Raw genomic sequence first — 23,899 nt, 5'->3', positions numbered from 1 at the left:
CACCGCCATTCGCGGCATGACGCTAAATGACGCGGTCGAAATGATGCGCGGCAAGGTCAATACCGACATTGTCCTGACCATCATCCGCAAGGGTGAACAGGCGCCGTTCGATGTTACCCTGACCCGTGCTGTCATCAAGATTCAGTCAGTACGCGCCGAACCGAGAGACGATGTCGGATATATCCGCATCACCAAATTCAATGAACAGACCTCTAGTGGCCTGCAGCGCGCCATTGCTGACATGCGCGAAGAAATCGGCCCGGAAATCAAGGGTCTGGTCATTGATCTGCGCAACAACCCGGGCGGTTTGCTTGACCAGGCGATCTCGGTTTCCGATGCCTTCCTTGATAAGGGCGAAATCGTATCGACCCGCCCGCGTGATACCGAGAATACCGAACGTTATAACGCACGCAGTGGTGACCTCAGCGAAGGTTTGCCGATTGTGGTTCTGATCAATGATGGCTCTGCCTCGGCATCGGAAATTGTCGCGGGTGCCCTTCAGGATCACCGTCGCGCTGTCATCATGGGTACGCGCAGCTTTGGCAAGGGATCGGTTCAGACCATCCTGCCAATGCCGGGCAACGTCGCGCTTCGTTTGACCACGGCGCGCTATTACACGCCATCTGGCAAATCCATTCAGGAAGTGGGCATTGTGCCGGACATCATCGTTCCGCAGGCACGCGTCGAAAGCATCGAAGCCGAAACCCGTCGTTCGGAGGCGTCCCTGAGCGGGGCCCTTCGCAATGAGGACGAAGGCATCAGTGATGAAGAAAAGGATGCAAACTCCCGCCGTGACGAGGCCGAGCAGCTGGCGGTTGACGACTATCAGCTGTCGCGGGCGCTTGACATGATCCGGGGTATTTCCCTGTTTGGCCCACGTCCTAATGGATAAGGTTGGGCTTGGCATCGTGAAAGACTAGCTGTTCGTGTTCAGGAAAATCCTAAATTCCTTGCCGTTCCGCAAAAAGGAGAACGGCGACATCGACGGGGAAATGGCCGATGATCTGGCCGACGACCTTGCCGACGGGATGACTGACGCCGCCGAAGACGAGGACGATGTCAATCTTGACGATCTTCCCTTTAACGAGCTGCCCATTGAGGTGCAGTCAAAACGACTGCCAAAACGGCCCAAATCGCGGCGCAGCTGGCTGTCGAAATTGCTGATTATTACGCTGTTTCTGTCGCCGTTCGGGGCGACAGCAGTTGCGATGATCCCTGTTCTGGACCCTGAAACCGGCTGGCGCCTGTTTCACATGGGCGGACCGCAAACCACAATTACGGTTCCGGGCACCGAGCGCGAACTACAAGAAGAAATCGCACGCGGTGTTCAGGATATTCAGGATCGTGACCGCGCAGCACAGCAAGCAGCAAACGCGGCGAACGGTGAAGAGCAATCCGCCGAAGACATTGCAGGGAACCTTGATGGCGTTTCCGACCTGATCGGGACACCGGGTTCAACTGATGGCACCGGTGGAAATGATGCCCCGACCCCGGAAGAACTCGCAGCCCTGATCGAGGAAGAAGGATCGCTTGATGATCCGATCGAGCCCGATCCCCTGCGCCCGGCCCCGTTGCCTGGTCTGGACGAAGAAGGCAGCTTTGGCCGCATCCCGCGCATTGGCGATGATGGCACAACGCCTTTTGATGCCTATAAGCGCCCGTTCGAACTTCCGGAAGACACGCCTGTCGTCGCGGTGATGCTGACCGGTGTCGGCCTGAACGAACAGCGCACGGAAACCGCGATCAATGATCTGCCTTTGAATATCTCGCTGGCGATTTCGCCTTATGCCCGCGATTTGCAAACCGTTGCCCGCGAAGCACGCGCCATGGGCCATGAGGTCTTTCTTGAACTTCCCATGGAACCGGCTGACTTCCCGCTTTCCGATCCCGGCCCGCGCGCGCTTTTGACGTCGCTGTCAGAGGGCGAAAACCTTGTCCGTCTGGAATGGCTGCTGGCGCGCTTCCCGGGGTATGCCGGACTGGTCAGCCGTCAGGGATCCAAATTTGGCAGCCTCGATAGCGCCATTCGCCCGGTGATCGAATTCATCTCGCGCACGGGCCTGATGTATGTCGAAGCATCGGGCAGCGGAGTTGCCAGTTATGGTGCACAATTGGCAGCAAACGCAGGCACCCCGAATGCGATTGGCAATGTGATCATTGATGACACGCCAAGTCGCCGCCAGATTGACAACCGTCTGGCCGAACTGGTTGAAATGGCCAAACGTAATGGGGTTGCTGTCGGAATTGCACAATCCTATCCGGTGACAATTCAGCGACTGCGCAACTGGGCGTTCCGCCTGCGCCGTCACGGTGTTGTTCTGGTACCCGTCAGCGCAATTAGCGGCCAGCAGGTCACGCCGCAATCAGCGGACGAGGCCGAAGCGGCCCGCCTAGAAGCCGAAGAACGCGAACGCGAAGCCATGGCCGAGCAGGCAGCCCAGGAAGAGAACGCCGAACCGGCCGACACAATTGAGAACTAGCAACAGTTGCCGGGCCGCTTGGCCCGCCCGTCAGGAGCAATCATGGCAAAAAAGTCCGACACCCCCAAACAGACGGAAACCGGTTCCCCGGATCACGTCACAGCAGAGGACCTTCCCTATCGTCCGTGTGTCGGCATTGCCCTGTTCAATGCCGACGGACTGGTCTGGATGGGCAACCGCTACGGGTTCGAAGGCGCCTGGCAATTGCCGCAAGGCGGAATTGATGAGGGGGAAACCCCGGTCGAAGCCGCAATGCGCGAACTCAAGGAAGAGATCGGAACCGACAAAGCCGAAATCGTCGCTGAGACGCCAAGCTGGCTGACCTATGATCTCCCCAAACATCTGATTGGCAAGGCTTTCAAAGGCAAGTATCGCGGCCAGAAACAGAAATGGTTCGCCATGCGTTTTACCGGCAAGGACAAGCACATCAATATTGATGTGCCAGACCCGGAGTTTGATAGCTGGCGCTGGAACGATCTGGCGACCTTGCCTGATCTGATCGTACCGTTCAAAAGACCTGTTTATTTGCAAATCGCGGCTGAATTTCATGATGTACCGCAAAGAATTCGTGAAATGGGTGATGCATAAGACGATGTTTGCGGTTTGATCGCAGCGCAGTTTTCGTTAGATTTAATAAACAGACATTCGGCTTAGAGGAGTTCCAGCATGGGTATGGATCGGTTGATCTTTGGTGTTTTGACCATTGTGGTCGGTCTTTTCGGCCTGTTTTATGCGTCAGGTTCGCAGGACGGCTATTCCTACTTCGTCGGCCTTGCCATGTTCATTGGTGCCGTGCTGTTCATGTTCCATCTGATCAAGGGCCACTATGATCAGCTCGAGGCAGCTGATCACTGATCGCTGCCCTGACGTGATGTAAATCCGGTTTACTGCGCCCCGTTCACTGGTTCGGGGCGTAAGTCTTTGGGAATTGGTCACCTCCATGCTTCAAACGGCTCCCGAAACGCGTTAAGAGTTTCCCATGAGCAATACACATTGGGACCCTGCCCGTTACGGTTTGTTCGGCAATGAGCGCCTGCGACCGGCCATCGATCTGATTTCACGTTTGCCCAAACCGGCAAACGGGTTTTCTCCCCGTAGCATTGTCGATCTTGGCTGTGGCCCGGGATCAGTGACAGCGGTTCTTGCCGATGCTTATGGTGCAGGCAGGGCTGACGGACCAAGCATCGTTGGCGTCGATTCTTCTGACGAGATGCTTGAAACCGCGCGCAAGCGCGAAGAAGACATCACATGGCAAAAGGCAGACATCGCAGATTGGCAACCTGATGAGCCGGTTGATCTGCTGTTTTCCAACGCAGCACTGCACTGGGTGCCTGATCATTCAAAGCTGTTTCCACGTCTTCTTGAACATCTGCGCCCCGGCGGCATGATCGCCATTCAGGTGCCCAATAACTTTCTTGCCCCCAGTCACCAGTTGATCGGTGAAGCCGGCATGGATTGGCGCAAGGAAGTGGCAACCGCCATGCACGCAGCCCGCATCATGCGTCCGGGTGACTATTTCGATGCGCTTGCACCGTCCTGTGACGACATCGATCTGTGGCAAACCCAGTATTGCCATGTCCTGACTGGCCCCGATGCGGTGTATAACTGGACCAGCTCGACCATCTTGCGTCCGGTGATGGATGCCCTGCCAGATGACGAAGCGCGCGAAAAATTTACCAAGAAATACAAGGAACGTCTTAATCAGGTTTATCCATCACGTGATGATGGGCGAACCCTGTTTCCGTTCAACCGTCTGTTCATGATCGCCCAAAAGAAATCCGGGTAAGCCCGGAAAGCAGACATCCCTGACAAGGAGCCCCCGATGGCCGATTTTCGCGAACATTTCGTCAAATGCTGCGGTTACGAGGTCCATGTCAGGGCATGGGGCGATCCGGCCAATCGGCCGCTTTTGATGATGCATGGTCTCGCCCGTCTGGCCGATGACTTTGACCATGTCGCGCCACATTTCACCGATAAATATTACGTGCTGTGCCCATCAATGATCGGGCGCGGTTTCTCTGGCTGGGCCCGTGATCCGGATGCGGAATATACCGTGCCATTCTATGTTGCGCAGATGTTTGAACTGCTGGACCATTTCAAAATCGATACCTGCGACTGGATTGGCACATCCATGGGTGGCTTGATCGGGCTTTACGCCACGACCGAGGTCGCAGGGCGTATCGAACGATTGGTACTTAATGATATCGGCCCGGAACTTGATCCCGATGCGGTTGCACGGATCAAATCGTATGTCGGGGCATCTCCGGAATTTGAAACCATCGACGAGGTCGAACAGCTGGTGCGGCTGGTTTATGCCTCTTTCGGGGTGGCCGATGATGCGACATGGGCATTTTTGGCGTCGCGTTCCGTTCGCCGGTTGCCAAACGGCAATTTCATGATGCATTACGACCCCGAAGTTATGCGGGTCTTTGCCGAACATATTGATTCATTTGACGCCTGGGCCGAATTCGAAGCCCTGCCCTGCCCCGTCATGTTGATCAGCGGCGAGAAATCCGACCTGATTCCCAAACCCATTGTCGAAAAGATGAAGCAGAAAAAACCGGAAATGCCGGTTTTTGCAGTGGCGAACTGCGGACACGCTCCCCATCTGAATGACAAAGCGCAAATCGACGCAATTCGGGACTTTCTGAGCAAGAGCACATCCTGACCGGTCAAGCTTTGCCCGTTACAGGATATTATCACGCCTTGAAATCCCGTCCGTCTTGAATCCGGTACTGCTTTGCTGCGCGCCAAGAACGCGGCACGGGTTCGACGGATGTTGGTTGGGACCGACAAAATCACACCATTCAAGCGTCCGGGACGAGACGCGGCTTGGCTGTTGCCTCGATTTTTGTGGTTGTTCAATCACCTGTTGGAACAGGCGACATGACAAAGCTGCATTGGTTGGATTGGGTAAAAAAACAGCGGACTCTGACGATTCTGGCGACCTTGCTGATTGCAAGTACGGCTCAGAGCCCTGTTGTCATGGCCCAGTCACTCGAAACCGAAGCATCTTCCGCCAGTGGTTTTCAGTTAATTCCAGGCGGTAGTGCCTTTGGTCCAGATGGTATTTCCCCATCAAGCCCATCCGGGTTTAATCCCGATTTCACACCATCTGCGCGGTATGGCATCACGCTCGACCCGGATGCCAATGCATCGGGGAACCCATCACAATATTGGCTTGAGTTCGGGGGCGCACCGCGGTCTGATCACGGCATTAATGCGCGGATCGGCCTTGGTTATTCACCATCACCCGACCTCGGTTTTTCAATGGGGCCGTTCTTTGATCTTAACGCGGCTGCGCCGGGAACTGTCGGGGTGTACGAAACCGACCAATTTGGCACCCGTCATCTTGCCCGCCCAAGGTTTGGCTTGAATAGTGTTTCGAATGCCAATGACGCCGGGCTCGCGGGTTCACTATCCTATATGCCGCTTGAAGATATCTGGATTGGCTTGCATGGCTCTGTCTCGCGGGATCTGGGCACCAAAAACACCGAAGACGGCCTTCTTGACGGAATTGACGCCATGCTGGGTCTAACGGCGAGTTATAAGATCAAGTTCTGATGATTTGGTTGAACGCAGCCTTGGGCTTTACGCATAATTCCCAATTCCGATCTTGCGCAAGGCGGGCAGTCCTGTATGACTCTTTGGAAGGAAACCCAAAGGAACATACAGACGCGCATGAGCCATTCGCTTCCCCCAGAACACGCTGTGCTTGGCGCACCATTTGATGCCTGTAACGATCTGGCAGCGGCAAAAAACGCCAACCTCTATCGTGCGGCCATGCGCCTTGGCCCGGAACGCCAGAGATTCTTTTTGGCTGCCTATGCCTCGATGCGCGTGATTGACGATATCGTTGATGACGGGTTCTTGGAACTTCCTGATGCCCAGCGTGATGCCGAACGCGAAGCGGTTCTTGAAACCGTTCATCAGTGGCAAGCACAGGTCATGGCTGCCAAGGCCGATGTGGACAATCCGATGCCCGAAGGCGGTCCGTTGACCGGTCCGGTTTATGACGCGCTCCGCCTGACCCTTGGCCGCAGCGACCTTCCCGCCGATCCATGGATTGAACTGGCCGATGCACTTCATCGCGACATCGCGGAAGAACCGATGGATGAATGGGACGATTTCATCGCTTATTGCGAAGGGGCAACCGCTGCCCCGGCATCGATCTTTGTTTATCTTCTTTCTGCCCGGCATGATCCTGAAATCGGCTATACCTCACCGCTGACCAATCCGCCGCTTTATAATGCGCGCGATATGGCAATCTTTTGCTATATCATTCACATCCTGCGCGACCTGCCCGAAGACATCAAAGGCCCGGACCGCCTGGTTACCATCCCCTCCGAAATGCTGATTGCCGCCGACATCACCCTTGGTGAGATCCGCAATGCCATCGGTCAGGGCAAATATGATGATCTGGATTATCTTGGCAAAATCCTGCTCGAACATGCGTGGGAGCATTTTGAAACCGGTCAGGCGCGATCAAGCGAATTGCTGTCCGTTCTTGATACCGACGAGGCCGATACATTATCGCGCCTGTTCACCGTATATATCGAACTGGCCGGTGCGATGACCGAAAATGGCTATGCCGCCTTCCTCAAGGATCGCGATGCCATCATGCAAAGCACCGCGCAAAACAGCCTGCCCGACGTCAAAAAGGATTAGGCTCGCGGGCCTTTACGGATCAGCCAAAAGAAAACCCCGCCAGCTTGGCGGGGTTTGTCATTCTGCCGCAAAGGTGATGGCTTAGCTGGCGCGAAGCGCTGCCACCCCTGGAAGGGTTTTGCCTTCAAGCCATTCAAGGAAGGCACCGCCCGCGGTCGAGACATATGAAAATGCCTGATCAGAATCGGCATGACGCAGCGCTGCGACCGTGTCACCGCCGCCAGCAACCGACAGCAGTTTTCCTGCCTTGGTCAGTTCAGCAGCATGCTGAGCGACCGAAACGGTTGCCGTATCAAACGGGGTAATTTCAAACGCACCAAGCGGGCCGTTCCAGACCAGCGTTTCACAAGACTCGAGACGCTTGTTCAGATCAACGATGGTTGCCGGACCGGCATCGAGGATCATGCCGTCAGAAGCAACATCATCGATATCGGAAACATCATGCGGCGCATTGGCGGCAAATTCCTTGGCGACCAGCGCATCGACCGGCAAGACGATTTCACAATTGGCAGCTTCGGCCTTTTTGAAAATGGCCCGCGCGGTGTCGAGCAAGTCATGCTCACAGAGCGACTTGCCAACATTGACACCCTTGGCCGCCAAAAACGTATTGGCCATACCACCGCCAATCACCAGCTGATCGACCTTGGCCACCAGATTGCCCAGAAGATCAAGCTTGGTGGAAATCTTTGCCCCACCGACAATCGCCATCACCGGATGTTTCGGTGCTTCCAGCGCATTGCCAAGTGCTTCGAGCTCAGCCTGCATCAAACGGCCCGCATAGGCCGGAAGTGCGCGCGCCAGACCCTCGGTCGAAGCATGCGCACGGTGCGCACAGGAAAAGGCGTCATTGACATAAACGTCGCCCAGTTTGGCAAGCTCGGCAACAAAGGCCGGATCGTTCTTTTCTTCTTCGGCGTGGTAGCGCAGGTTTTCCAGAAGGGCGATTTCGCCGTCTTCAAGGCTGTTCACAACGCTTGCGGCCGCATCACCAATGCAGTCATCGGCAAACTTCACCGGACGACCAAGCTGCTTGGCAAGCGCCTCGGCCACCGGTTTCAGGGTCATTTCCGGAACGCGCGCGCCTTTCGGGCGACCGAAATGGGTGATGACCACCAGTTTCGCACCAGCATCGGCCAGTTCGATCAGGCCCGGTACGGTACGGTCGATACGAGTCGTATCGCCCACAACCCCATCTTTCATCGGAACGTTAAGATCAGCGCGCAGCAAAACGCGCTTGCCAGCGACATTGACACCGTCAAGCGTATTGAAGTCAGCCATTATCTGAACCTGCTTTTGAGTTTCACAAAAGACGGGATTGGGTGTCCCGACATGGATTGAACCAAATCCTGATGCGCCCTGTTTTGCCCGATCAGCGCAACCGACGCAAGGCCGGATCAGGCCCGCAAAATTACCAAAAAAGAAAAACCGGCCAACGTTTCCGCCCGGCCGGTTTTCAAAACCTGATCAATGGTTCCCCAGAAGGGATGCATGCAAAAAGCCCGAGAAACTGGTCGCCACCGGACCGGTCATCAGAACATGATCATCGGGCAACCATTCAATCGTCAGCGGACCACCATCAAGGACGACCTCGACCTTACGCCCGGTCAGACCACGGCGTGCTGCGGCAACACCCGCCGCACAGGCGCCGGTTCCACAAGCACGGGTTACCCCGACACCGCGTTCCCAAACCCGCATGCGCAGTTTGTTTTCATCAATGATGCTGCAAACCTCGATGTTGGCGCGTTCCGGGAACATTTCGTGATGTTCAAGCACCGGGCCCAGCTTTTCAATATCAACCGCCTCGGCATCATCGACAAAGAAAACACCATGCGGGTTGCCGACATTGACGCCGACTGCATCGGAAAGCGGACCAAGCGACAATGGAATGTGATTGGTATCGACCGCCTCGGACAGCGGGATATCACGCCAGTCCAGCTTGACCTGCCCCATATCGACGGTGACACGGCCATCGGCCAGACCGTTGGCATCAAGCAGACCAACAACGGTTTCGATGATGACTTCCTTGCGGCCCAGTTCGCCCATGACGACGTTGGCAACACAGCGCGTGGCATTGCCACATGCCTCGACCTCGCCGCCATCATTGTTGCGGATGCGCATAAAGACATCGGCAAGATCATCGCGCGCCGGTTCGATCACAATCAGCTGATCACAGCCAACCCCGGTCTTACGATCGGCAATGCGGGCTGCGGTCGCGTTATCAAGATCAAGCACAGCGGGATCGCGTCGTCCGTCAAAGACAACGAAATCATTTCCCAGACCATGCATTTTGACAAAAGGAATACCATTCATACCCGCCTTATAGTCCTGATTCCAAATCACGTCCACATGTGGGTATGTGCAGTTCTGCCAAACCTATCCCTTTAAAGTCCTTCGGGTTGAACGGCGGTGATGGCGTATCAGAAAGAACCAGAATGACCACATCACAACTGTCACGCCCGCAGCACCCCAGATCGCCGGCATCGGATCAGTGGTCGAACTTTGTGCGCCCAACCATGCGCAAACAATGACATAGGGCACCGTCCCAATGAGGTAACCGAACCCGAACTTGGTAAACCGCATGCGGGTCACCCCTGCCAGACAGCAGGAAACCTCGGGCAGGATCGGCATCGCGCGACAGATCATCAAAACAACCAGCCCATAGCGGGCAAAGACCTCCTCCATTTCGGCCAATCTGATTTCGTCACTGATTATCCGCCGCAGGACCGGACGGCCGAATTGATGGCTCATGACATAACCCATTGCGCCTGCAGTGATCATACCGGCCCCGGCGGCAAGTGCCCCGGCAACGGGTCCGAGAAAAAAACCGGCAAGCAAGGTGACAGTCATGGTTGGCACGGCGATGAACAAGTCCGCCACCAGCAAACCCATGACAATCAGCGCAACAATCCAGGCATCAATCTCACGGGCTGCTTCCAGCCAGCGCACAACATCGTCGCGCTGCAGCAATCCGGTGGCGACCAATATGCCAAACGTCGCAGCAAAAGAGATCGCCAGGACCAATCCCGTTTTGATCAGATCTTTCATGGTGGCTTATCCCTTGCGTAAAATGGATTTCATCAACGACGGAGACAAACGGGTCACCACCGGAATCAGTCTGGCCTTACCGACATAGATTTCATCCTGCCCGGCAAGAATTCCGTCATGTATCGCAAGTGCTGCCTGTCGCGCCGGGATCTTGGGCAGGTCGCGACTCGCGGTCATTGGCGTATCCACCACCGGCAAGAATACTTCGCTGATCGCAACAGGAAGGTTTGCAGCAACAAGCTGGTAGCGCAGGCTTTGGGAAAAGCTGTGAAGCGCGGCTTTGCTGGCGCAATAAACAGCCCCGCTTGTCTTGGGGAAAAATGCCAAACCCGATGACACATTTACGATCCGACAGCTTGCGCTGTTGCTTCGCGTTCTTATTGTTTCAGCCTGCGTCATCCATCCGTGGATCACAGCGCGACATATACGCATTGGCGCCAGCAGGTTAACCGCGATTTCGCGATCTGCCTGCGATGTGCTGAAGTCCGCATCCGTCAGAACACCTTTTTCCTGGATGGCGGCATTGTTGATCACAAGATCAAGGTGCGGACCATCACGCATTATATCGGTCATCATCGCGTCAACAGACGCCATGTCAGCCAGATCAGACTGAACGGTCCTGATGCCCGGAAACTGGGCTTTCAGGTCATGGAGCTTTACCTCTGATCGTCCATGGGCGATCACGTCGAACTCTTCTGCGTGATAAATGCCCAGCAATTCCCGCCCGATTCCCGATGTTGCCCCGGTAATTAGGACAGTTTCCGATTGTCTGTTCATAATGGTCTGCCATCCGCGTAGTCTGTTGTTTGGAACCACCACAGTTGGCCACCACAGAGCGGGACTCGCATTAACCCGGGTTTATTGGACATGAATTTTTCGGATTTGATCGGACGACTTCAATCAGATGCGTATTTGGCACCCCATATCTGCAACACCAACCATGCCAAGGGCAGTCAAATTATCAAACAGGGTGAGGTGTGCCAGGATGTGATTTTCCTGCGCCGGGGGTTGGCCCAGATGTCCTATGTCACTTTCGAGGGAAAGGAATGGATCAAAAGCTTCTTTGCGGAAAACTCGGTTATGGGATCGCGCCGCTGCCAGATCATGGGGGAACCCAGCCATTTCGCAATCACCTGCCTTGAGGATTGCGAAGTCACCGCCATTCCGTATGACAAACTGCGATCTGTGTGCTCAAAAGACCCGGACCTGATGGCTGTGTTTTTTGATTTCAACGAACAGGTCAGCCTGCGCAAGGAAAAGCGCGAATACGAATTCCTGTGCCTGTCCGCACAGGACCGCTATCAGGGGTTTCTCGAAGATTACGCCCATATTGTTCCGCGCCTGACCCAGGCGCAGATTGCAAGTTTTATCGGCATTACACCGATAGCGCTTTCACGCATTCGAAAACGGATAAATCAGGCGGACAATCTGGGCGTTGCAGGCGCACAATAGCGCACCTTGCTGGGCACGAACCCGGATTTGGTGAAATAGGACTGCAAGCGGCCTTCGACTTCACCCAGTGACACGTAAACGTTCCGGCATTCATGAAGGTCCGAAAGCCGGGCCATGGCATCGCGCATGGCATCCAGCACATAGTCACCTGTGACAATTTCCACGGCGATGACATTATCAACATGCAGCACCACACCATCGGCCATGTCATCACGGACATAATATGAAAAAAGCCCGTGAATATAGCCACGCTCGTTGGCAACCACGATGATACCGCGCTGACGCTGCCACAGAATGTCATCTCTGTCGGCGTTTGCATCAAGCGAACCTGCAGCAACGGGCATGCAATACTGGTCGACAAATGCCCGCCAGCGGTCAAAAGACATGTCGACTTTCAACATCTGAACCAGCGGATAGGTCATATCCGCGGTCTGTGCTGTAAGTGGAAGTGACTTATAGGCTTCTGACATGATCCTGCCCTCTCGAATTTATCAAATCATGCCGGAAAAAATTCGCGCTAACCTTGATGTGTATCAACACCTTCCAAGGGTTTGGCGCGCATAAACACAGCCAGTACAGAAGCACCCATTCCAAGGGCTATGAGATTTCCATTGATTGAATTTCTGACGGGATTGCACGCCAATATTGACGTAGGTCAATGGCTTTCCGATGAACTGCCCGCATACTCGTCAGACGAATTAGGAAACCTCGCCCGGAATAGCGCGCCCTGACCACAGGCCATGGCGCATTTTGGGTGGGGCTTTTTGTGCGGGTGAATCAAAGATCGGCTGATCAGCGTTTCACCAGGACTATTGAAACTGCCCGAGAGGGTTTTGGGCAGTTCACCCGACCACCTTGAACGGGAGTCAAGCATGAGCCAGGGGAGCATGGCACAGGCAGCATCGCCTTCAGTTGCTGTCGATTATAATATGGACGTTGTGCGCTGGGCCGCACTTGCGACCGTATTTTGGGGAGTAGTCGGATTTTTGGTGGGCGATGTCATTGCATGGCAGCTCGCATTTCCGGTTCTCAATTTTGATACCGAATTTCTGAATTTCGGACGTCTGCGTCCGCTGCACACATCGGCTGTGATTTTTGCCTTTGGCGGTAACGCGCTGCTGGCAACATCCTTCTATGTGGTACAGCGCACCTGCCGCGCCCCGCTTTATGGTGGCAAGGCTCTTCCGGCGTTTGTGTTCTGGGGTTACCAGCTGTTCATCGTGATGGCAGCAATCGGCTATGTTACCGGTGTGACCCAGGGTCGTGAATATGCCGAACCGGAATGGTTCGTTGATATCTGGATCACGATCGTCTGGGTTTGCTATCTGGCGGTGTTTGTCGGTACCCTTCTGAAACGTACCGAGCCGCACATCTATGTTGCGAACTGGTTCTACCTGGCCTTCATCGTGACCATTGCGATGCTGCATCTTGGCAACAACCTTGCCATTCCGGTCTCGTTCATGGGCACGAAATCCTATTCGATGTTCTCGGGCGTGCAGGATGCCCTGACCCAGTGGTGGTACGGCCATAACGCGGTTGGCTTCTTCCTGACGGCCGGCTTCCTTGGTATGATGTATTACTTCATTCCAAAGCGCGCTGAACGTCCGGTCTATTCCTATCGCCTGTCGATCATTCACTTCTGGGCGCTGATCTTCCTGTATATCTGGGCTGGTCCGCACCACCTGCACTACACCGCACTGCCGGACTGGGCACAGACCCTTGGCATGACCTTCTCGGTCATGTTGTGGATGCCATCCTGGGGCGGGATGATCAACGGTCTGATGACGCTTTCGGGTGCCTGGGACAAATTGCGCACTGACCCGGTTCTGCGCTTCATGGTCGCGGCTGTCGGTTTCTATGGCATGTCGACCTTCGAAGGTCCAGTCATGTCAATCAAGGCGGTCAATGGCCTGTCGCACTATACCGACTGGACCATTGGTCACGTGCATTCCGGTGCGCTTGGTTGGGTTGCCTTCGTATCGTTCGGTGCGATCTACTTCCTGATCCCGGTCCTTTGGAACCGTGAACGCCTGTATTCGATGCGCCTTGTTGCTCATCACTTCTGGCTCGGCACCATCGGGATCGTTCTTTACATCACCTCGATGTGGGTTTCGGGGATCATGCAGGGCCTGATGTGGCGCGCCTATGACGAGCTTGGCTTCCTGCAGTATTCCTTTATCGAAACGGTAGAGGCGATGCATCCCTACTACATCATTCGTGCAACCGGTGGCCTGCTGTTCTTGCTGGGTTCGCTGCTGATGGTCTGGAACATCTACAAGACCATCAAGGGTGACCTCCGTAACGAAGCACCAATCGGCACGCCTGCAACCGTTGCAGCCGAATAAGGGGGAACGAGATATGCTTCTTAAAAAACACCATATTGTTGAAAAGAACGTCTTCGTTCTGATCCTTGGTATTTTCCTGACCATCATCATTGGCGGTATTGTTGAAATCGTGCCGTTGTTCACGATGGAACAAACCATCGAGAAGGTCGAAGGGGTCCGTCCCTATTCGCCGCTCGAACAGGCTGGTCGTAACATTTATATCCGCGAGGGTTGCTATAACTGCCATTCCCAGCAGATCCGTCCGTTCCGTGACGAGGTCGAACGGTATGGCCATTACAGCCTTGCAGCAGAATCGATGTATGACCATCCGTTCCAGTGGGGGTCAAAACGAACCGGTCCTGATCTGGCACGTGTTGGCGGAAAATATTCCAATGCCTGGCATGTGGCCCACATGATTGACCCGCGCGCCGTTGTGCCGGAATCGATCATGCCGGGTTATCCGTTCCTGGCGGAACGCAAACTGGATTTCGATGACGCTCGGGCACATCTCGAGACCCTCAAGATGGTGGGTGTCCCCTACACAGACGAGATGATCGAGGCGGCCAAGGCAGACCTTTACCTGCAGGCCAGCGAGGATGCGGCCTATGACGATGATTTCCTCGCACGGTATCCGAATGCGGCAACAGGTGACTTCGACGGCAACCCGGCAGAACTGACCGAAATGGATGCGCTTGTCGCGTACCTGCAGGTCCTTGGCCGGATGGTCGACTTCACCACCTACAACCCGCAGATGAACCTGCGCTAGTGCAAGGGGATCGTCATGGAATTCTTTACGCAACTCGCTGACTTTTTCCGCCCTCTGTGGGGTCTGTGGCTGATGCTGCTGTTCAGCGCGATTATTGCCTGGGTCATGTGGCCAAGCAAAAAGCGCAACAAGGACATGGAATCGCACGCGCAGATCCCCTTCCGGGATCAGGATTGAGGGGAGAACAGAGCAATGTCGACACAAGTCGAGAAAGACCAAGTATCCGGGCGCGAGACCACCGGTCATGAATGGGATGGCATCAAGGAACTCAACACTCCGCTGCCGTCCTGGTGGGTCTATGTCTTCTGGATCACCGTCATCTGGTCAGTTGGCTATTGGGTGGTTTACCCGTCCTGGCCAACCGCCAATGACTACCTTAAAGGTATGTTTGGGACGACCAACCGTACCGAACTTCACGAAACCATGGCCAACGTTGCCGCTGAACGTGCACCGTACATGGAACGTCTGGCGGCCCTTGATGTATCGGAAATCGCCAATGACAGCGAACTTCTGAACTTCTCGATGGCTGGTGGCAAGGCAGTCTTCGCTGATAACTGCGCGCCATGTCATGGCACCGGTGGTTCGGGCAACCCGGGTTTCCCGTCATTGCAGGACGATGCATGGCTGTGGGGCGGGACGCTTGATGCGATCAATGAAACGCTGCATGTCGGTATTCGTTGGGATGCCAACGAAGATACCCGCTTCAATGACATGCCGGCATTTGGTCGTGACGAACTGCTTGAACGCGACCAGATCGAAGATGTGGTTGAGTATGTTCTCTCCTTCACCGGTCGTGAAACCGATGCCGCTGCTGCGGATCGCGGAGCGGTCGTTTTTGAGGAAAACTGCGCTTCGTGCCACGGCGAAGATGCCAAAGGTATTCAGGATCTCGGCGCACCGAACCTGACCGATGCCATCTGGCTCTATGGCGGATCGAAAGAAACCCTCACCGAAACGGTCATGAATTCCCGAAGCGGTGTGATGCCGGCCTGGGGTGGTCGTCTGGACGAAGAAACCATCAAAATGCTGACGGTTTATGTCCACTCGCTCGGCGGCGGTCAGTAAGCCGGAACATCTTTGAGAAAAGGCCCACGATCACAAGTCGTGGGCCTTTTTCGTGACTACTTTGTACACGCGAGAGCCTTTCCCCAAATTTCGCACAGGAACAGCCGATAAATTGACATGTGTCATGGTGTCTGTGGCGGGGCTCTCGTATTTTCAGCCTGAGATTTGAATAATTAGAGTTTGCCCTGCAAAGCTGCCAGAAACCAACTTCTCCTGACAGCCTAATCTTGAAAACGATTGGCGGGTCCATCCCGCACAGAGAGCAATCGCAAGATTCAGAGCAACAACCAGGTAGCGAACATGGCCATGTCCAATTTGCAGCATCCCGATGTCGACCCCGCCACTGTCATAGAAGAAGATGACCGTGATCAGCCGCTTTACAAGGCACGCGACAAGGTCTACCCGAAACGGGTTTCGGGCCGGTTCAGAAATCTGAAATGGTTTGCGCTGATCGCGCTTCTGGGCATTTACTGGGCTGTCCCGTGGTTGCGCTGGGACCGCGGACCAACTGCACCGGATCAGGCTGTTTTGATCGACATGGATCTTGGGCGCGCCTATTTCTTCTTCATCGAGATTTGGCCTCAGGAAGTTTACTACATCACAGGCATCCTGATCATGGCGGCGATCGGGCTGTTTCTGGCAACATCGTTGTTTGGTCGCATCTGGTGCGGCTATGGCTGCCCGCAAACAGTCTGGACTGATCTGTTCATGCTGGTTGAACGTTACATTCAGGGCGACCGCAACGCGCGCATGCGTCTCGACCAGTCTAAATGGACACTCGAAAAAGCCTGGAAAATCGGTGCAACGCATGTGGCATGGATTGTCATTTCCATGGCAACCGGTGGTGCCTTTGTCCTGTACTTCCACGATGCGCCGACCGTGATGGTCGATATTTTCACTGTCAATGCCTCTTTTGGCACCTATGTCACCATCGCCTTCCTTACCGGTTCCACCTACCTTCTTGCGGGTTGGGCCCGCGAGCAGGTCTGCACCTATATGTGCCCGTGGCCGCGCTTCCAGTCAGCCATGCTTGACGATGAAAGCATGATTGTAACCTATGAAGGCTGGCGCGGTGAACCGCGTGGACCGATCAAGCGCAAAAACCTGCAACGTGGTGAAGTCCCCGAAACCGGCCACTGCATTGATTGCCGTGCCTGTGTCAATGTCTGCCCGACCGGGATTGATATCCGCGACGGCTTGCAGATGGAATGCATTGGCTGTGGATTGTGCATTGATGCCTGCAACGAAATGATGGACAAGGTCAGCTTCCCGCGGGATCTCGTCCGGTTTGACTCGGTTCAGAACTCCCAATTGCGGGCCCAGGGCAAGGCGACCCGTGTTCGCATCATCCGTCCGCGTACCATTTTCTATTCGGTTATTCTTGTCCTTGTCGCGTCGGTGATGATGTTTGGCCTTGCCAATCGCTCGGTCCTTGAACTCAATGTCCTGCGTGATCGCAACCCGCTGTTTGTTGCGCTGTCCAATGGCGATGTACGCAACGGCTATACCCTGAAGGTACTCAACAAGGAACAGGCTGAAAAAACCTATGTCCTGTCCGTTCAGGGGCTGGATACCACCGACCTTCAGGTGATTGGCCTGACACCCAACCAGAACGGCACCTTTGACCTTGAAGTTGCACCTGATCGTGTCGGCAGTTTCCGCGTCTTTGTTGCCGCTGATCCTGACGATCTTGGCGAGAAATCCACGCCATTCGAATTTACGGTGACCGATAAGGAAACCGGAAACACCGAAACATATGATACAGTATTCGCCGGTCCCGAGACCGAAAACTGATCGCCGCTGCGACTCAGTACTGGAGACAAGAAATGGCTATGCATATGACGACGTCCCCTTCTTCAGATCCAAATGGCCCGCGCAAATCTGATCGCTGGATACCGTGGTACTTTGTCGGCGGTTTCGCCATCATGCTGATCGCCAATATCTCGCTGGTCACCTTTTCGATGACCAGTTGGAATGGCCTTGTGACCAAGCATGCCTTTGAAGAGGGCAACAATTATAACGCGGCCATTTCCGGTGCAGCCCGTCAACAAGAACTTGGCTGGCGCAGCAAGCTTAGCGTCGATGGTGTCATTGATCAGAATGGTACCATCACCATCCTGTTCCGCGACAAGGACTCCAACCCGATTACCGGCGCTAAAATGTCTGTCATGATGTCGCGTGCGGACCGTGATGACCTTGATGCCACAATTCCGCTGGCCGAAATTGCCCCGGGTGAATATCGTGCAAGTGCTGCTTTCCCGGTTTACGGACGCTGGCAGCTGCGCACCATCGCGAACGCGATGGGGGATGATTATCAAACCGTCGAGTATGTCGTCGTAAATCCATGAACGCCCCTCTTCAGTCCTGTCGCCATTGCGGCGAGCCGGTGACAGCGCTTTCACCGGCTGCACCCGACTTTTGCTGTAGCGGATGTGCAGGTGCCTATGCCTTGCTCGGTGAACTGGGACTGAAATCCTATTACAATCGACGTGCAATTGATCCGAAGGTCCGTGCGCTCCGCCCCGACGAGGATGAAGTGGCAAACGTCGATTTCACCGAACTCGCAAGCACGGACGGCGATGGAAATCACCATCTCAATCTGATGGTTGATGGCATTCACTGTGCGGCTTGCGTCTGGCTGATCGAAACCCTCCTGCAACGCAATCCGACTGTTCTTCAGGCGCGCGTCAATATGACCACCCGGCGCCTGCGCCTGAGCTGGCAGGGCGAACTTGGCGACATTGACGACATCATCCGCCCGGTGATGCAGATGGGATATCGATTGATACCGTTTGATCCGGCCGCACTTGAACAGGCAACAGCGTCACGCAACAAGGAATTGCTGCGTTGCCTTGCGGTTGCCGGGTTTGCTGCGGGGAATGTGATGTTGCTCTCCGTCTCGGTCTGGGCCGGGTATTTTCAGGGCATGGGCGGGGCAACCCGCGATCTGTTTCACTGGATTTCCGCCCTGATCGCGCTGCCTGCCGCCGCCTATGCCGGTTTGCCGTTTTATCGTTCCGCCGTTGGGGCTATTCGCAACCGCCGGGTCAATATGGATGTGCCGATCAGCCTCGGTGTCATTCTGGCGCTTGGCATGAGCCTTGCCCAAACCATTCGTGGTGAACCGCATGCCTATTTCGACAGTGCGATCACGCTTCTGTTCTTCTTGCTGATCGGCCGATATCTGGACGGCCGGGCACGGGGCCAAGCGCGATCAGCCGCGGAACATCTGTTATCGCTGAATGCCCGTTCAATTACCGTTGTCGAACCTGACGGCACGCGACGGCTTATCGCACCACAAAAGGCCGTACCGGGCATGACTGTTCTGGTCGCCGCAGGCGAACGCATTGGCATTGATGGCAAGGTCGTCGATGGCCAGTCCGATGTCGATACCAGCATTATCACCGGCGAAAGCATTCCCGTTCTGAACCGTCCTGGCGCGACCGTTTTTGCCGGAACAACCAACATTTCTGCACCGCTGCGCATTGAAGTCACCGCTACAGGTGGCAATACGTTGCTGTCGGAAATTGTCCGTCTGATGGAAAATGCCGAACAGGGGCGCGCGCGCTATGTTGCGATTGCCGATCGTGTGGCAAAGGCTTATGCGCCGGTGGTTCATACCTTGTCGCTCGCAACCTTTATCGGCTGGTGGTTGATTGGCGGCATTGGCTGGCAGGATGCGCTGATGAATGCCATTGCCGTTCTGATCATTACCTGTCCCTGTGCACTTGCACTGGCTGTTCCTGTCGTGCAGGTGATCGCCACCGGGCGCTTGTTGCGTGCAGGTATTCTGGTCAAATCGGCAACAGCGCTTGAACGGCTTACAAAAGTTACCGGAATTATTTTTGACAAGACCGGCACATTGACCACCGGCAAACCGGAACTGGTTGGCGAACCGGATCAGGACAAGCTGCTGTTTGCCGCCGGGATGGCCGCAAACAGCAATCACCCGCTATCGCGGGCATTGGTGCGCGCTGCTGGCAATGTTACAGCCCATCCCAATGTCAGCGAGCAGGCTGGTCTTGGCCTTTTGACGCCCGGCCCCTCCGGGCCGATCCGACTTGGCAGTCGTGCCTTTTGCGATGTGGCCGAGAACGCAGATGTCCCGTCCGATATTGCCGGACCGGAACTGTGGTTGTCTGAACCCGGTGTTGCGCCGACCCGCTTTGTATTCCGTGACACCATGCGAAGCGACGCACCAGACGTCATCGACAATCTGCGCACACGCGGGTTTGAAATGACCTTGCTGTCGGGCGACCGCGAAAGCACAGTACGCCAGCTTGCCGAAACACTGGGGATTCCGGTCTGGCAGGCCCGTATGTCGCCAACCCAGAAGGCTGCCCATATTCAGACGCGGTCGGATGAGGGCAAATGCGACCTGATGGTTGGCGATGGCATCAACGATGCCCCGGCCCTTGCCGCGGCCCATGCATCGATGTCCCCGGCCACAGCCGCCGAAATTTCGCAAAATGCTGCCGACATCGTTTTTCAGGGCGACCGGCTGGGTGCCGTGATCGAGGCGATTGACGTGGCCCGCAAGGCCGACCAGTTGGTGCGTCAGAATTTCGCCCTTTCCTTTGCCTATAACGTGATCACGATCCCGCTTGCGGTCTCCGGGTATGTCACGCCACTCATTGCGGCAATTGCGATGTCATCTTCTTCGCTTGTCGTGATCGCCAACGCCTTGCGTTTGCACGTAAATTCAGGAAAGCCTGACCTGGTTGGCGCGAAACCGGTAACCAAGTTGTCGCAGCAGGCAGGATCATAAAGCCATGAGCAACCTTCTTCTCCTGATCCCGATTGCATTGTTTCTGGGGCTTTTGGGCCTTGGTGCGTTCTTGTGGTCATTGCGTTCTGGCCAGTTTGACGATATGGAAGGAGCAGCAAATCGCATTCTTTTTGATGACGACGATGTTAAACCTTCTGACAAGTCGAAGAAATTCCATCAGGACGATAGTTAGAATTGCTTGAAACTGACCTATATCATCGGATAGATTCAGTTTTGTTTCGCCTATCGGGTCACCAGCATCGGAGTCTGTGATGGCAGTCCGCCCTCAAATCTGCGACGCCTGTTCTATCAAGGACTTAACGTTTTGCTCGGCATTGCATGGCGACGAACATGACCAGCTGCGTCAATTGCTGACTCATGCTCAGTATGATCCACACAGCACGATTTTCCACGAAGCCGAAGATGCGGATTACGTTTTCAACGTCACAACCGGCTCGGTAAAGTTGTATAAACTGCTGGGCGATGGCCGCCGTCAGATTACCGGTTTCCTGTTTGCGGGTGATTTTCTGGGCCTGGCACTTAATGCCAATTACAGCTACACCGCCGAGGCCATTGAGCCGGTAACAGCCTGCCGTTTCCCGCGCCAAAAGCTGGAAAAGCTGTTTGACAAGTTTCCGCATCTTGAAAAACGCATGCTGGGCATGGCCGTTGACGAACTGGCTGCTGCGCAGGATCAGATGCTTCTTCTGGGACGCAAGACTGCCAAGGAAAAGGTCGCATCCTTCCTTCTGATGCTTGCCCGCCGTCAGGAACATCGGGGCGAAAGCACTGACACGATCAATGTGCCCATGAGCCGTTCCGACATCGCCGATTATCTGGGCCTGACCATTGAAACCGTGTCACGTACCCTGACCCAGCTTCGCAAGGAATCGACCATTTCGCTGAAGGATAACCGCCATATTGAGGCGGTTGGTCTCGACATGCTTGAAGACCTTGCGGAAGGTCTGTGATTCCTTCGTGAACGTGAAGTGCCAATCACAATAAGCGGCGCAGATCATTCGAACCATCTGCCCACGCACGCCTAAAATGGCGGTTATTGGCCGAATTGCCTATTTCGCGATTGCAAAAAATGTTTCCCGTTCGCGGCCATGGTATTGTAAACATGACCGCACGCTCGACAAAGATCGGGCAGCGAAATCCGGTTGTACCGGGGGAGAAACGTTATGAGTGCCACCAGCAAAAAGATGGGCCGGACCTCCGTCCCAGAACTTCGTGCCCGTAAGGGGCATGACCCCATTGTCTGCCTGACCGCCTATACCGCACCAATGGCCCAGCGCCTTGATGAACATTGCGACCTGCTTCTGGTCGGGGATTCATTGGGCATGGTTGTTTATGGTATGGAAAGCACCCTTGCCGTGACTGTCGATATGATGGTCAACCATGGCAAGGCCGTCATGCGCGGATCAAAGAATGCCTGCGTCGTTGTTGATCTGCCTTTTGGCAGCTATCAGGAATCCAAGGAACAGGCCTTCCGCACCGCGTCGCACATTCTGGCCGAAACCGGATGCGCGGCTGTGAAAATTGAAGGCGGTGCCGAACTTGCCGAGACCATCGAATTTCTGACCATGCGTGGTGTACCGGTCATGGCCCATATCGGCCTGATGCCCCAACAGGTCAACACCATGGGCGGCTTCAAAAGTCAGGGACGTGATGAAGAAACGGCCATGAAGGCACTTGCCGATGCCAAGGCGGTTGCTGATGCCGGTGCCTTTTCGGTTGTTGTCGAGGGAACGGTCGAACCCGTCGCCCGTCAGATAACCGAGGCCATCAACATCCCGACCATTGGCATTGGTGCCTCGGTTGCCTGTGATGGTCAGGTCCTTGTCACCGAAGACATCCTTGGTCTGTTTTCCGATTTCACGCCAAAATTCGTTAAACGCTACGCCAATCTTGGTGATGCGGTTTCCGAGGCTGTCGGCCAATATGCCGACGAAGTGCGCACCCGTCAGTTTCCGACGGATGAACATTGCTTTGGTATTGCCAAAAAAGGTAAGTTGCGCGCGGTCTGATCCAGATCGCCGTAATTTTCTGCAATCTTCGGTACGACGATAACGATGTCCCTTACGACTGTTCACACTGTCGCTGATATACGCGCGACTGTTGCCGACTGGCGCGCCAAAGGCCTGCGTGTCGCCCTGGTTCCAACCATGGGCGCGCTTCATGATGGCCATGTCAGCCTGACACATCTGGCCCGTGAACATGCCGACCGGGTGATCGTTTCGATCTTCGTCAATCCGACGCAATTTGCCCCGAACGAGGATTTCGGAGCCTATCCGCGCACCCTGCCAGCAGACCAGAAACTGCTTGATGGTGCCGGGGTCGAGCTGTGCTTTGCCCCCTCGGTTGATGAAATGTATCCCGACGGCTTTGCCACCAAGGTCTCTGTTGATGGCGCAATGACCGACGTGCTGTGTGGGGCGGCCCGGCCCGGCCACTTTGATGGCGTGGCACAGGTTGTGACCAAATTGCTGCTCCAGGCCCTGCCCGATTGCGCCATTTTTGGTCAGAAGGATTACCAGCAACTGATGGTTATCCGCCGGTTCACGGAAGATCTCAACATTCCGGTCGAGATCATCGGGGCGAAAATCCTGCGCGAAGAAGATGGACTGGCCATGTCATCGCGCAACCGTTATCTGACACCCGACGAACGCGCCATTGCCCCAACACTCAACAACGTGTTGGCGGAAATCACCGCCAAGGCGGCAAAGGGTGCTGAACTCGGTCCGCTGCTGGCAAAGGGACGCGAAGATATCCTCACTGCCGGGTTCGATCCGATTGACTATCTTGAAGTCCGCGATGCAGCGACACTGGAACTGATCAGCGACACGGTCCTAAAACCCGCCCGAATCTTCGTTGCAGCCCGGCTTGGCAAAGCGCGTTTGATCGACAATCATGCAATTGAACCGGCCATAGCCAAAAGCATGACCGGGGGTTAAATACCCGCGCTTAGTGGCGGAATCGCCAATTGCACAGCAAGGCGAATGAAAAGCGCAGAATAACGCGCTTTTGCGCCCGATTGCGCTTGACTCCCACCCCCTGATCCAATAAACCCTCCTCACCAAAGGTCGCCCAAGGGGTGACTCCCCCAGTCCTCGAGTTTCGAGCACTGGGTTTTAGTTTTTTGTGCGCACTCGGTGGAAACACCGGCAACACAGACGGGATTTGGAATGTTTGAAGGACTAAGCGATCGCCTTGGCGGGGTTCTCGATAAGCTGCGCAAACGTGGCGCGCTGAAAGAATCCGACGTCAAGGAAGCCATGCGCGAAGTACGCGTCGCCCTGCTTGAGGCGGACGTGGCACTTCCGGTCGT

At 55.2% G+C, this 23,899-nt stretch carries 26 protein-coding genes; 21 read left to right on the top strand and 5 right to left on the bottom strand.

From position 1 onward, the window contains the following. The 8 genes from B2R48_RS06745 to B2R48_RS06710 form a co-directional block, all read left to right on the top strand. A partial coding sequence (locus B2R48_RS06745; protein WP_296998969.1) for a S41 family peptidase occupies positions 1-892 on the top strand: 892 nt, incomplete at its 5' end. Positions 893-950: 58 nt separating this feature from the next. Continuing rightward, complete coding sequence (locus B2R48_RS06740; protein ID WP_296998967.1) at positions 951-2,480, top strand: divergent polysaccharide deacetylase family protein; 1,530 nt, start codon at positions 951-953, stop codon at positions 2,478-2,480. Between the two features lie 42 nt (positions 2,481-2,522). After that, complete coding sequence (locus B2R48_RS06735; RefSeq protein WP_062955930.1) at positions 2,523-3,068, top strand: RNA pyrophosphohydrolase; 546 nt, start codon at positions 2,523-2,525, stop codon at positions 3,066-3,068. Between the two features lie 78 nt (positions 3,069-3,146). Next, entirely contained in the window at positions 3,147-3,335 is a 189-nt protein-coding gene (locus B2R48_RS06730) for a hypothetical protein (protein ID WP_062955931.1), read from the top strand. A gap of 124 nt (positions 3,336-3,459) precedes the next feature. After that, positions 3,460-4,266, top strand: coding sequence for a methyltransferase domain-containing protein (locus B2R48_RS06725; protein ID WP_296998962.1), 807 nt, complete (start codon positions 3,460-3,462; stop codon positions 4,264-4,266). Between the two features lie 36 nt (positions 4,267-4,302). After that, on the top strand, positions 4,303-5,148 hold the full coding sequence (locus tag B2R48_RS06720) for an alpha/beta fold hydrolase (protein WP_062955933.1): 846 nt from the start codon (positions 4,303-4,305) through the stop codon (positions 5,146-5,148). Positions 5,149-5,366: 218 nt separating this feature from the next. Next, on the top strand, positions 5,367-6,044 hold the full coding sequence (locus tag B2R48_RS06715) for a hypothetical protein (protein WP_296998959.1): 678 nt from the start codon (positions 5,367-5,369) through the stop codon (positions 6,042-6,044). Between the two features lie 117 nt (positions 6,045-6,161). Beyond that, positions 6,162-7,148, top strand: a complete 987-nt coding sequence (locus B2R48_RS06710) for a squalene/phytoene synthase family protein (protein WP_296998957.1) — start codon at positions 6,162-6,164, stop codon at positions 7,146-7,148. 81 nt (positions 7,149-7,229) lie between these two features. Here the strand turns inward: B2R48_RS06710 and B2R48_RS06705 are convergent, their stop codons facing one another. The 4 genes from B2R48_RS06705 to B2R48_RS06690 form a co-directional block, all read right to left on the bottom strand. Beyond that, positions 7,230-8,426, bottom strand: a complete 1,197-nt coding sequence (locus B2R48_RS06705) for a phosphoglycerate kinase (RefSeq protein WP_296998955.1) — start codon at positions 8,424-8,426, stop codon at positions 7,230-7,232. 186 nt (positions 8,427-8,612) lie between these two features. Further along, complete coding sequence (gene dapF / locus B2R48_RS06700) at positions 8,613-9,458, bottom strand: diaminopimelate epimerase (protein ID WP_213474182.1); 846 nt, start codon at positions 9,456-9,458, stop codon at positions 8,613-8,615. 63 nt (positions 9,459-9,521) lie between these two features. Further along, a complete protein-coding gene (locus B2R48_RS06695) occupies positions 9,522-10,193 on the bottom strand; it encodes a TVP38/TMEM64 family protein (RefSeq protein ID WP_296998951.1) in 672 nt (223 codons plus the stop codon). A gap of 6 nt (positions 10,194-10,199) precedes the next feature. After that, the gene (locus tag B2R48_RS06690; RefSeq protein WP_296998949.1) at positions 10,200-10,970 is read right to left on the bottom strand and encodes an SDR family oxidoreductase; all 771 of its coding nucleotides are present in this window, start codon (positions 10,968-10,970) and stop codon (positions 10,200-10,202) included. Between the two features lie 90 nt (positions 10,971-11,060). Between B2R48_RS06690 and B2R48_RS06685 the strand changes: the two genes are divergently transcribed. Further along, a complete protein-coding gene (locus B2R48_RS06685) occupies positions 11,061-11,645 on the top strand; it encodes a Crp/Fnr family transcriptional regulator (protein WP_296998947.1) in 585 nt (194 codons plus the stop codon). Here the strand turns inward: B2R48_RS06685 and B2R48_RS06680 are convergent. Beyond that, the gene (locus tag B2R48_RS06680) at positions 11,609-12,115 is read right to left on the bottom strand and encodes a hypothetical protein (RefSeq protein ID WP_062955941.1); all 507 of its coding nucleotides are present in this window, start codon (positions 12,113-12,115) and stop codon (positions 11,609-11,611) included. The genes B2R48_RS06685 and B2R48_RS06680 overlap by 37 nt on opposite strands. A 417-nt stretch (positions 12,116-12,532) precedes the next feature. On the opposite strand from B2R48_RS06680, the gene ccoN reads away from it, so the two are divergent. From ccoN to B2R48_RS06620, 12 genes are all read left to right on the top strand, one after another. Continuing rightward, positions 12,533-13,990: a cytochrome-c oxidase, cbb3-type subunit I gene (gene ccoN / locus B2R48_RS06675; RefSeq protein WP_062956052.1), complete on the top strand. Its 1,458-nt coding sequence runs from the start codon at positions 12,533-12,535 to the stop codon at positions 13,988-13,990. Positions 13,991-14,003: 13 nt separating this feature from the next. Then, a complete protein-coding gene (gene ccoO, locus B2R48_RS06670) occupies positions 14,004-14,735 on the top strand; it encodes a cytochrome-c oxidase, cbb3-type subunit II (RefSeq protein WP_062955942.1) in 732 nt (243 codons plus the stop codon). 15 nt (positions 14,736-14,750) lie between these two features. Beyond that, the gene (locus B2R48_RS06665) at positions 14,751-14,912 is read left to right on the top strand and encodes a cbb3-type cytochrome c oxidase subunit 3 (RefSeq protein ID WP_084272043.1); all 162 of its coding nucleotides are present in this window, start codon (positions 14,751-14,753) and stop codon (positions 14,910-14,912) included. Between the two features lie 15 nt (positions 14,913-14,927). Next, a complete protein-coding gene (ccoP, locus tag B2R48_RS06660) occupies positions 14,928-15,800 on the top strand; it encodes a cytochrome-c oxidase, cbb3-type subunit III (RefSeq protein ID WP_213474186.1) in 873 nt (290 codons plus the stop codon). 306 nt (positions 15,801-16,106) lie between these two features. Next, positions 16,107-17,594, top strand: coding sequence for a cytochrome c oxidase accessory protein CcoG (gene ccoG, locus B2R48_RS06655; RefSeq protein ID WP_296998939.1), 1,488 nt, complete (start codon positions 16,107-16,109; stop codon positions 17,592-17,594). 32 nt (positions 17,595-17,626) lie between these two features. Then, positions 17,627-18,148 carry a FixH family protein gene (locus B2R48_RS06650; protein ID WP_213474187.1) on the top strand — a complete coding sequence of 174 codons (522 nt, stop codon included), beginning with the start codon at positions 17,627-17,629 and terminating at the stop codon, positions 18,146-18,148. Further along, positions 18,145-20,568 (top strand): heavy metal translocating P-type ATPase metal-binding domain-containing protein, encoded by a 2,424-nt coding sequence (locus B2R48_RS06645; RefSeq protein WP_296998936.1) that lies wholly within the window; start codon positions 18,145-18,147, stop codon positions 20,566-20,568. The genes B2R48_RS06650 and B2R48_RS06645 overlap by 4 nt, the downstream gene beginning before the upstream one ends. 4 nt (positions 20,569-20,572) lie before the next feature. Beyond that, positions 20,573-20,761, top strand: a complete 189-nt coding sequence (ccoS, locus tag B2R48_RS06640; RefSeq protein WP_062955946.1) for a cbb3-type cytochrome oxidase assembly protein CcoS — start codon at positions 20,573-20,575, stop codon at positions 20,759-20,761. 79 nt (positions 20,762-20,840) lie between these two features. Continuing rightward, entirely contained in the window at positions 20,841-21,539 is a 699-nt protein-coding gene (locus tag B2R48_RS06635; RefSeq protein WP_213474189.1) for a cyclic nucleotide-binding domain-containing protein, read from the top strand. Positions 21,540-21,752: 213 nt separating this feature from the next. Continuing rightward, positions 21,753-22,598 carry a 3-methyl-2-oxobutanoate hydroxymethyltransferase gene (panB, locus tag B2R48_RS06630; RefSeq protein WP_296998932.1) on the top strand — a complete coding sequence of 282 codons (846 nt, stop codon included), beginning with the start codon at positions 21,753-21,755 and terminating at the stop codon, positions 22,596-22,598. 45 nt (positions 22,599-22,643) lie between these two features. Beyond that, on the top strand, positions 22,644-23,525 hold the full coding sequence (gene panC, locus B2R48_RS06625; RefSeq protein WP_296998930.1) for a pantoate--beta-alanine ligase: 882 nt from the start codon (positions 22,644-22,646) through the stop codon (positions 23,523-23,525). 231 nt (positions 23,526-23,756) lie between these two features. Continuing rightward, positions 23,757-23,899 (top strand): signal recognition particle receptor subunit alpha (locus tag B2R48_RS06620; protein WP_296998970.1); only part of this gene is annotated, 143 nt, incomplete at its 3' end.

The sequence above is a fragment of the Thalassospira sp. UBA848 genome (assembly GCF_002295455.1).
Taxonomy (GTDB): Bacteria; Pseudomonadota; Alphaproteobacteria; order Rhodospirillales; family Thalassospiraceae; genus Thalassospira.
Note: the sequence above shows the minus strand (reverse complement) of the source record. Positions and strands in the feature narration are given on the sequence as shown.

What these genes read in the sequence shown, in the direction of transcription:
- B2R48_RS06735 (WP_062955930.1), top strand. Translation starts at nt 2,523, where the DNA reads ATGGCAAAAAAGTCCGACACCCCCAAACAGACGGAAACCGGTTCCCCG.
- B2R48_RS06730 (WP_062955931.1), top strand. Translation starts at nt 3,147, where the DNA reads ATGGGTATGGATCGGTTGATCTTTGGTGTTTTGACCATTGTGGTCGGT.
- B2R48_RS06725 (WP_296998962.1), top strand. Translation starts at nt 3,460, where the DNA reads ATGAGCAATACACATTGGGACCCTGCCCGTTACGGTTTGTTCGGCAAT.
- B2R48_RS06720 (WP_062955933.1), top strand. Translation starts at nt 4,303, where the DNA reads ATGGCCGATTTTCGCGAACATTTCGTCAAATGCTGCGGTTACGAGGTC.
- B2R48_RS06715 (WP_296998959.1), top strand. Translation starts at nt 5,367, where the DNA reads ATGACAAAGCTGCATTGGTTGGATTGGGTAAAAAAACAGCGGACTCTG.
- B2R48_RS06710 (WP_296998957.1), top strand. Translation starts at nt 6,162, where the DNA reads ATGAGCCATTCGCTTCCCCCAGAACACGCTGTGCTTGGCGCACCATTT.
- B2R48_RS06705 (WP_296998955.1), bottom strand. Translation starts at nt 8,426, where the DNA reads ATGGCTGACTTCAATACGCTTGACGGTGTCAATGTCGCTGGCAAGCGC.
- dapF (WP_213474182.1), bottom strand. Translation starts at nt 9,458, where the DNA reads ATGAATGGTATTCCTTTTGTCAAAATGCATGGTCTGGGAAATGATTTC.
- B2R48_RS06695 (WP_296998951.1), bottom strand. Translation starts at nt 10,193, where the DNA reads ATGAAAGATCTGATCAAAACGGGATTGGTCCTGGCGATCTCTTTTGCT.
- B2R48_RS06690 (WP_296998949.1), bottom strand. Translation starts at nt 10,970, where the DNA reads ATGAACAGACAATCGGAAACTGTCCTAATTACCGGGGCAACATCGGGA.
- B2R48_RS06685 (WP_296998947.1), top strand. Translation starts at nt 11,061, where the DNA reads ATGAATTTTTCGGATTTGATCGGACGACTTCAATCAGATGCGTATTTG.
- B2R48_RS06680 (WP_062955941.1), bottom strand. Translation starts at nt 12,115, where the DNA reads ATGTCAGAAGCCTATAAGTCACTTCCACTTACAGCACAGACCGCGGAT.
- ccoN (WP_062956052.1), top strand. Translation starts at nt 12,533, where the DNA reads ATGGCACAGGCAGCATCGCCTTCAGTTGCTGTCGATTATAATATGGAC.
- ccoO (WP_062955942.1), top strand. Translation starts at nt 14,004, where the DNA reads ATGCTTCTTAAAAAACACCATATTGTTGAAAAGAACGTCTTCGTTCTG.
- B2R48_RS06665 (WP_084272043.1), top strand. Translation starts at nt 14,751, where the DNA reads ATGGAATTCTTTACGCAACTCGCTGACTTTTTCCGCCCTCTGTGGGGT.
- ccoP (WP_213474186.1), top strand. Translation starts at nt 14,928, where the DNA reads ATGTCGACACAAGTCGAGAAAGACCAAGTATCCGGGCGCGAGACCACC.
- ccoG (WP_296998939.1), top strand. Translation starts at nt 16,107, where the DNA reads ATGTCCAATTTGCAGCATCCCGATGTCGACCCCGCCACTGTCATAGAA.
- B2R48_RS06650 (WP_213474187.1), top strand. Translation starts at nt 17,627, where the DNA reads ATGGCTATGCATATGACGACGTCCCCTTCTTCAGATCCAAATGGCCCG.
- B2R48_RS06645 (WP_296998936.1), top strand. Translation starts at nt 18,145, where the DNA reads ATGAACGCCCCTCTTCAGTCCTGTCGCCATTGCGGCGAGCCGGTGACA.
- ccoS (WP_062955946.1), top strand. Translation starts at nt 20,573, where the DNA reads ATGAGCAACCTTCTTCTCCTGATCCCGATTGCATTGTTTCTGGGGCTT.
- B2R48_RS06635 (WP_213474189.1), top strand. Translation starts at nt 20,841, where the DNA reads ATGGCAGTCCGCCCTCAAATCTGCGACGCCTGTTCTATCAAGGACTTA.
- panB (WP_296998932.1), top strand. Translation starts at nt 21,753, where the DNA reads ATGAGTGCCACCAGCAAAAAGATGGGCCGGACCTCCGTCCCAGAACTT.
- panC (WP_296998930.1), top strand. Translation starts at nt 22,644, where the DNA reads ATGTCCCTTACGACTGTTCACACTGTCGCTGATATACGCGCGACTGTT.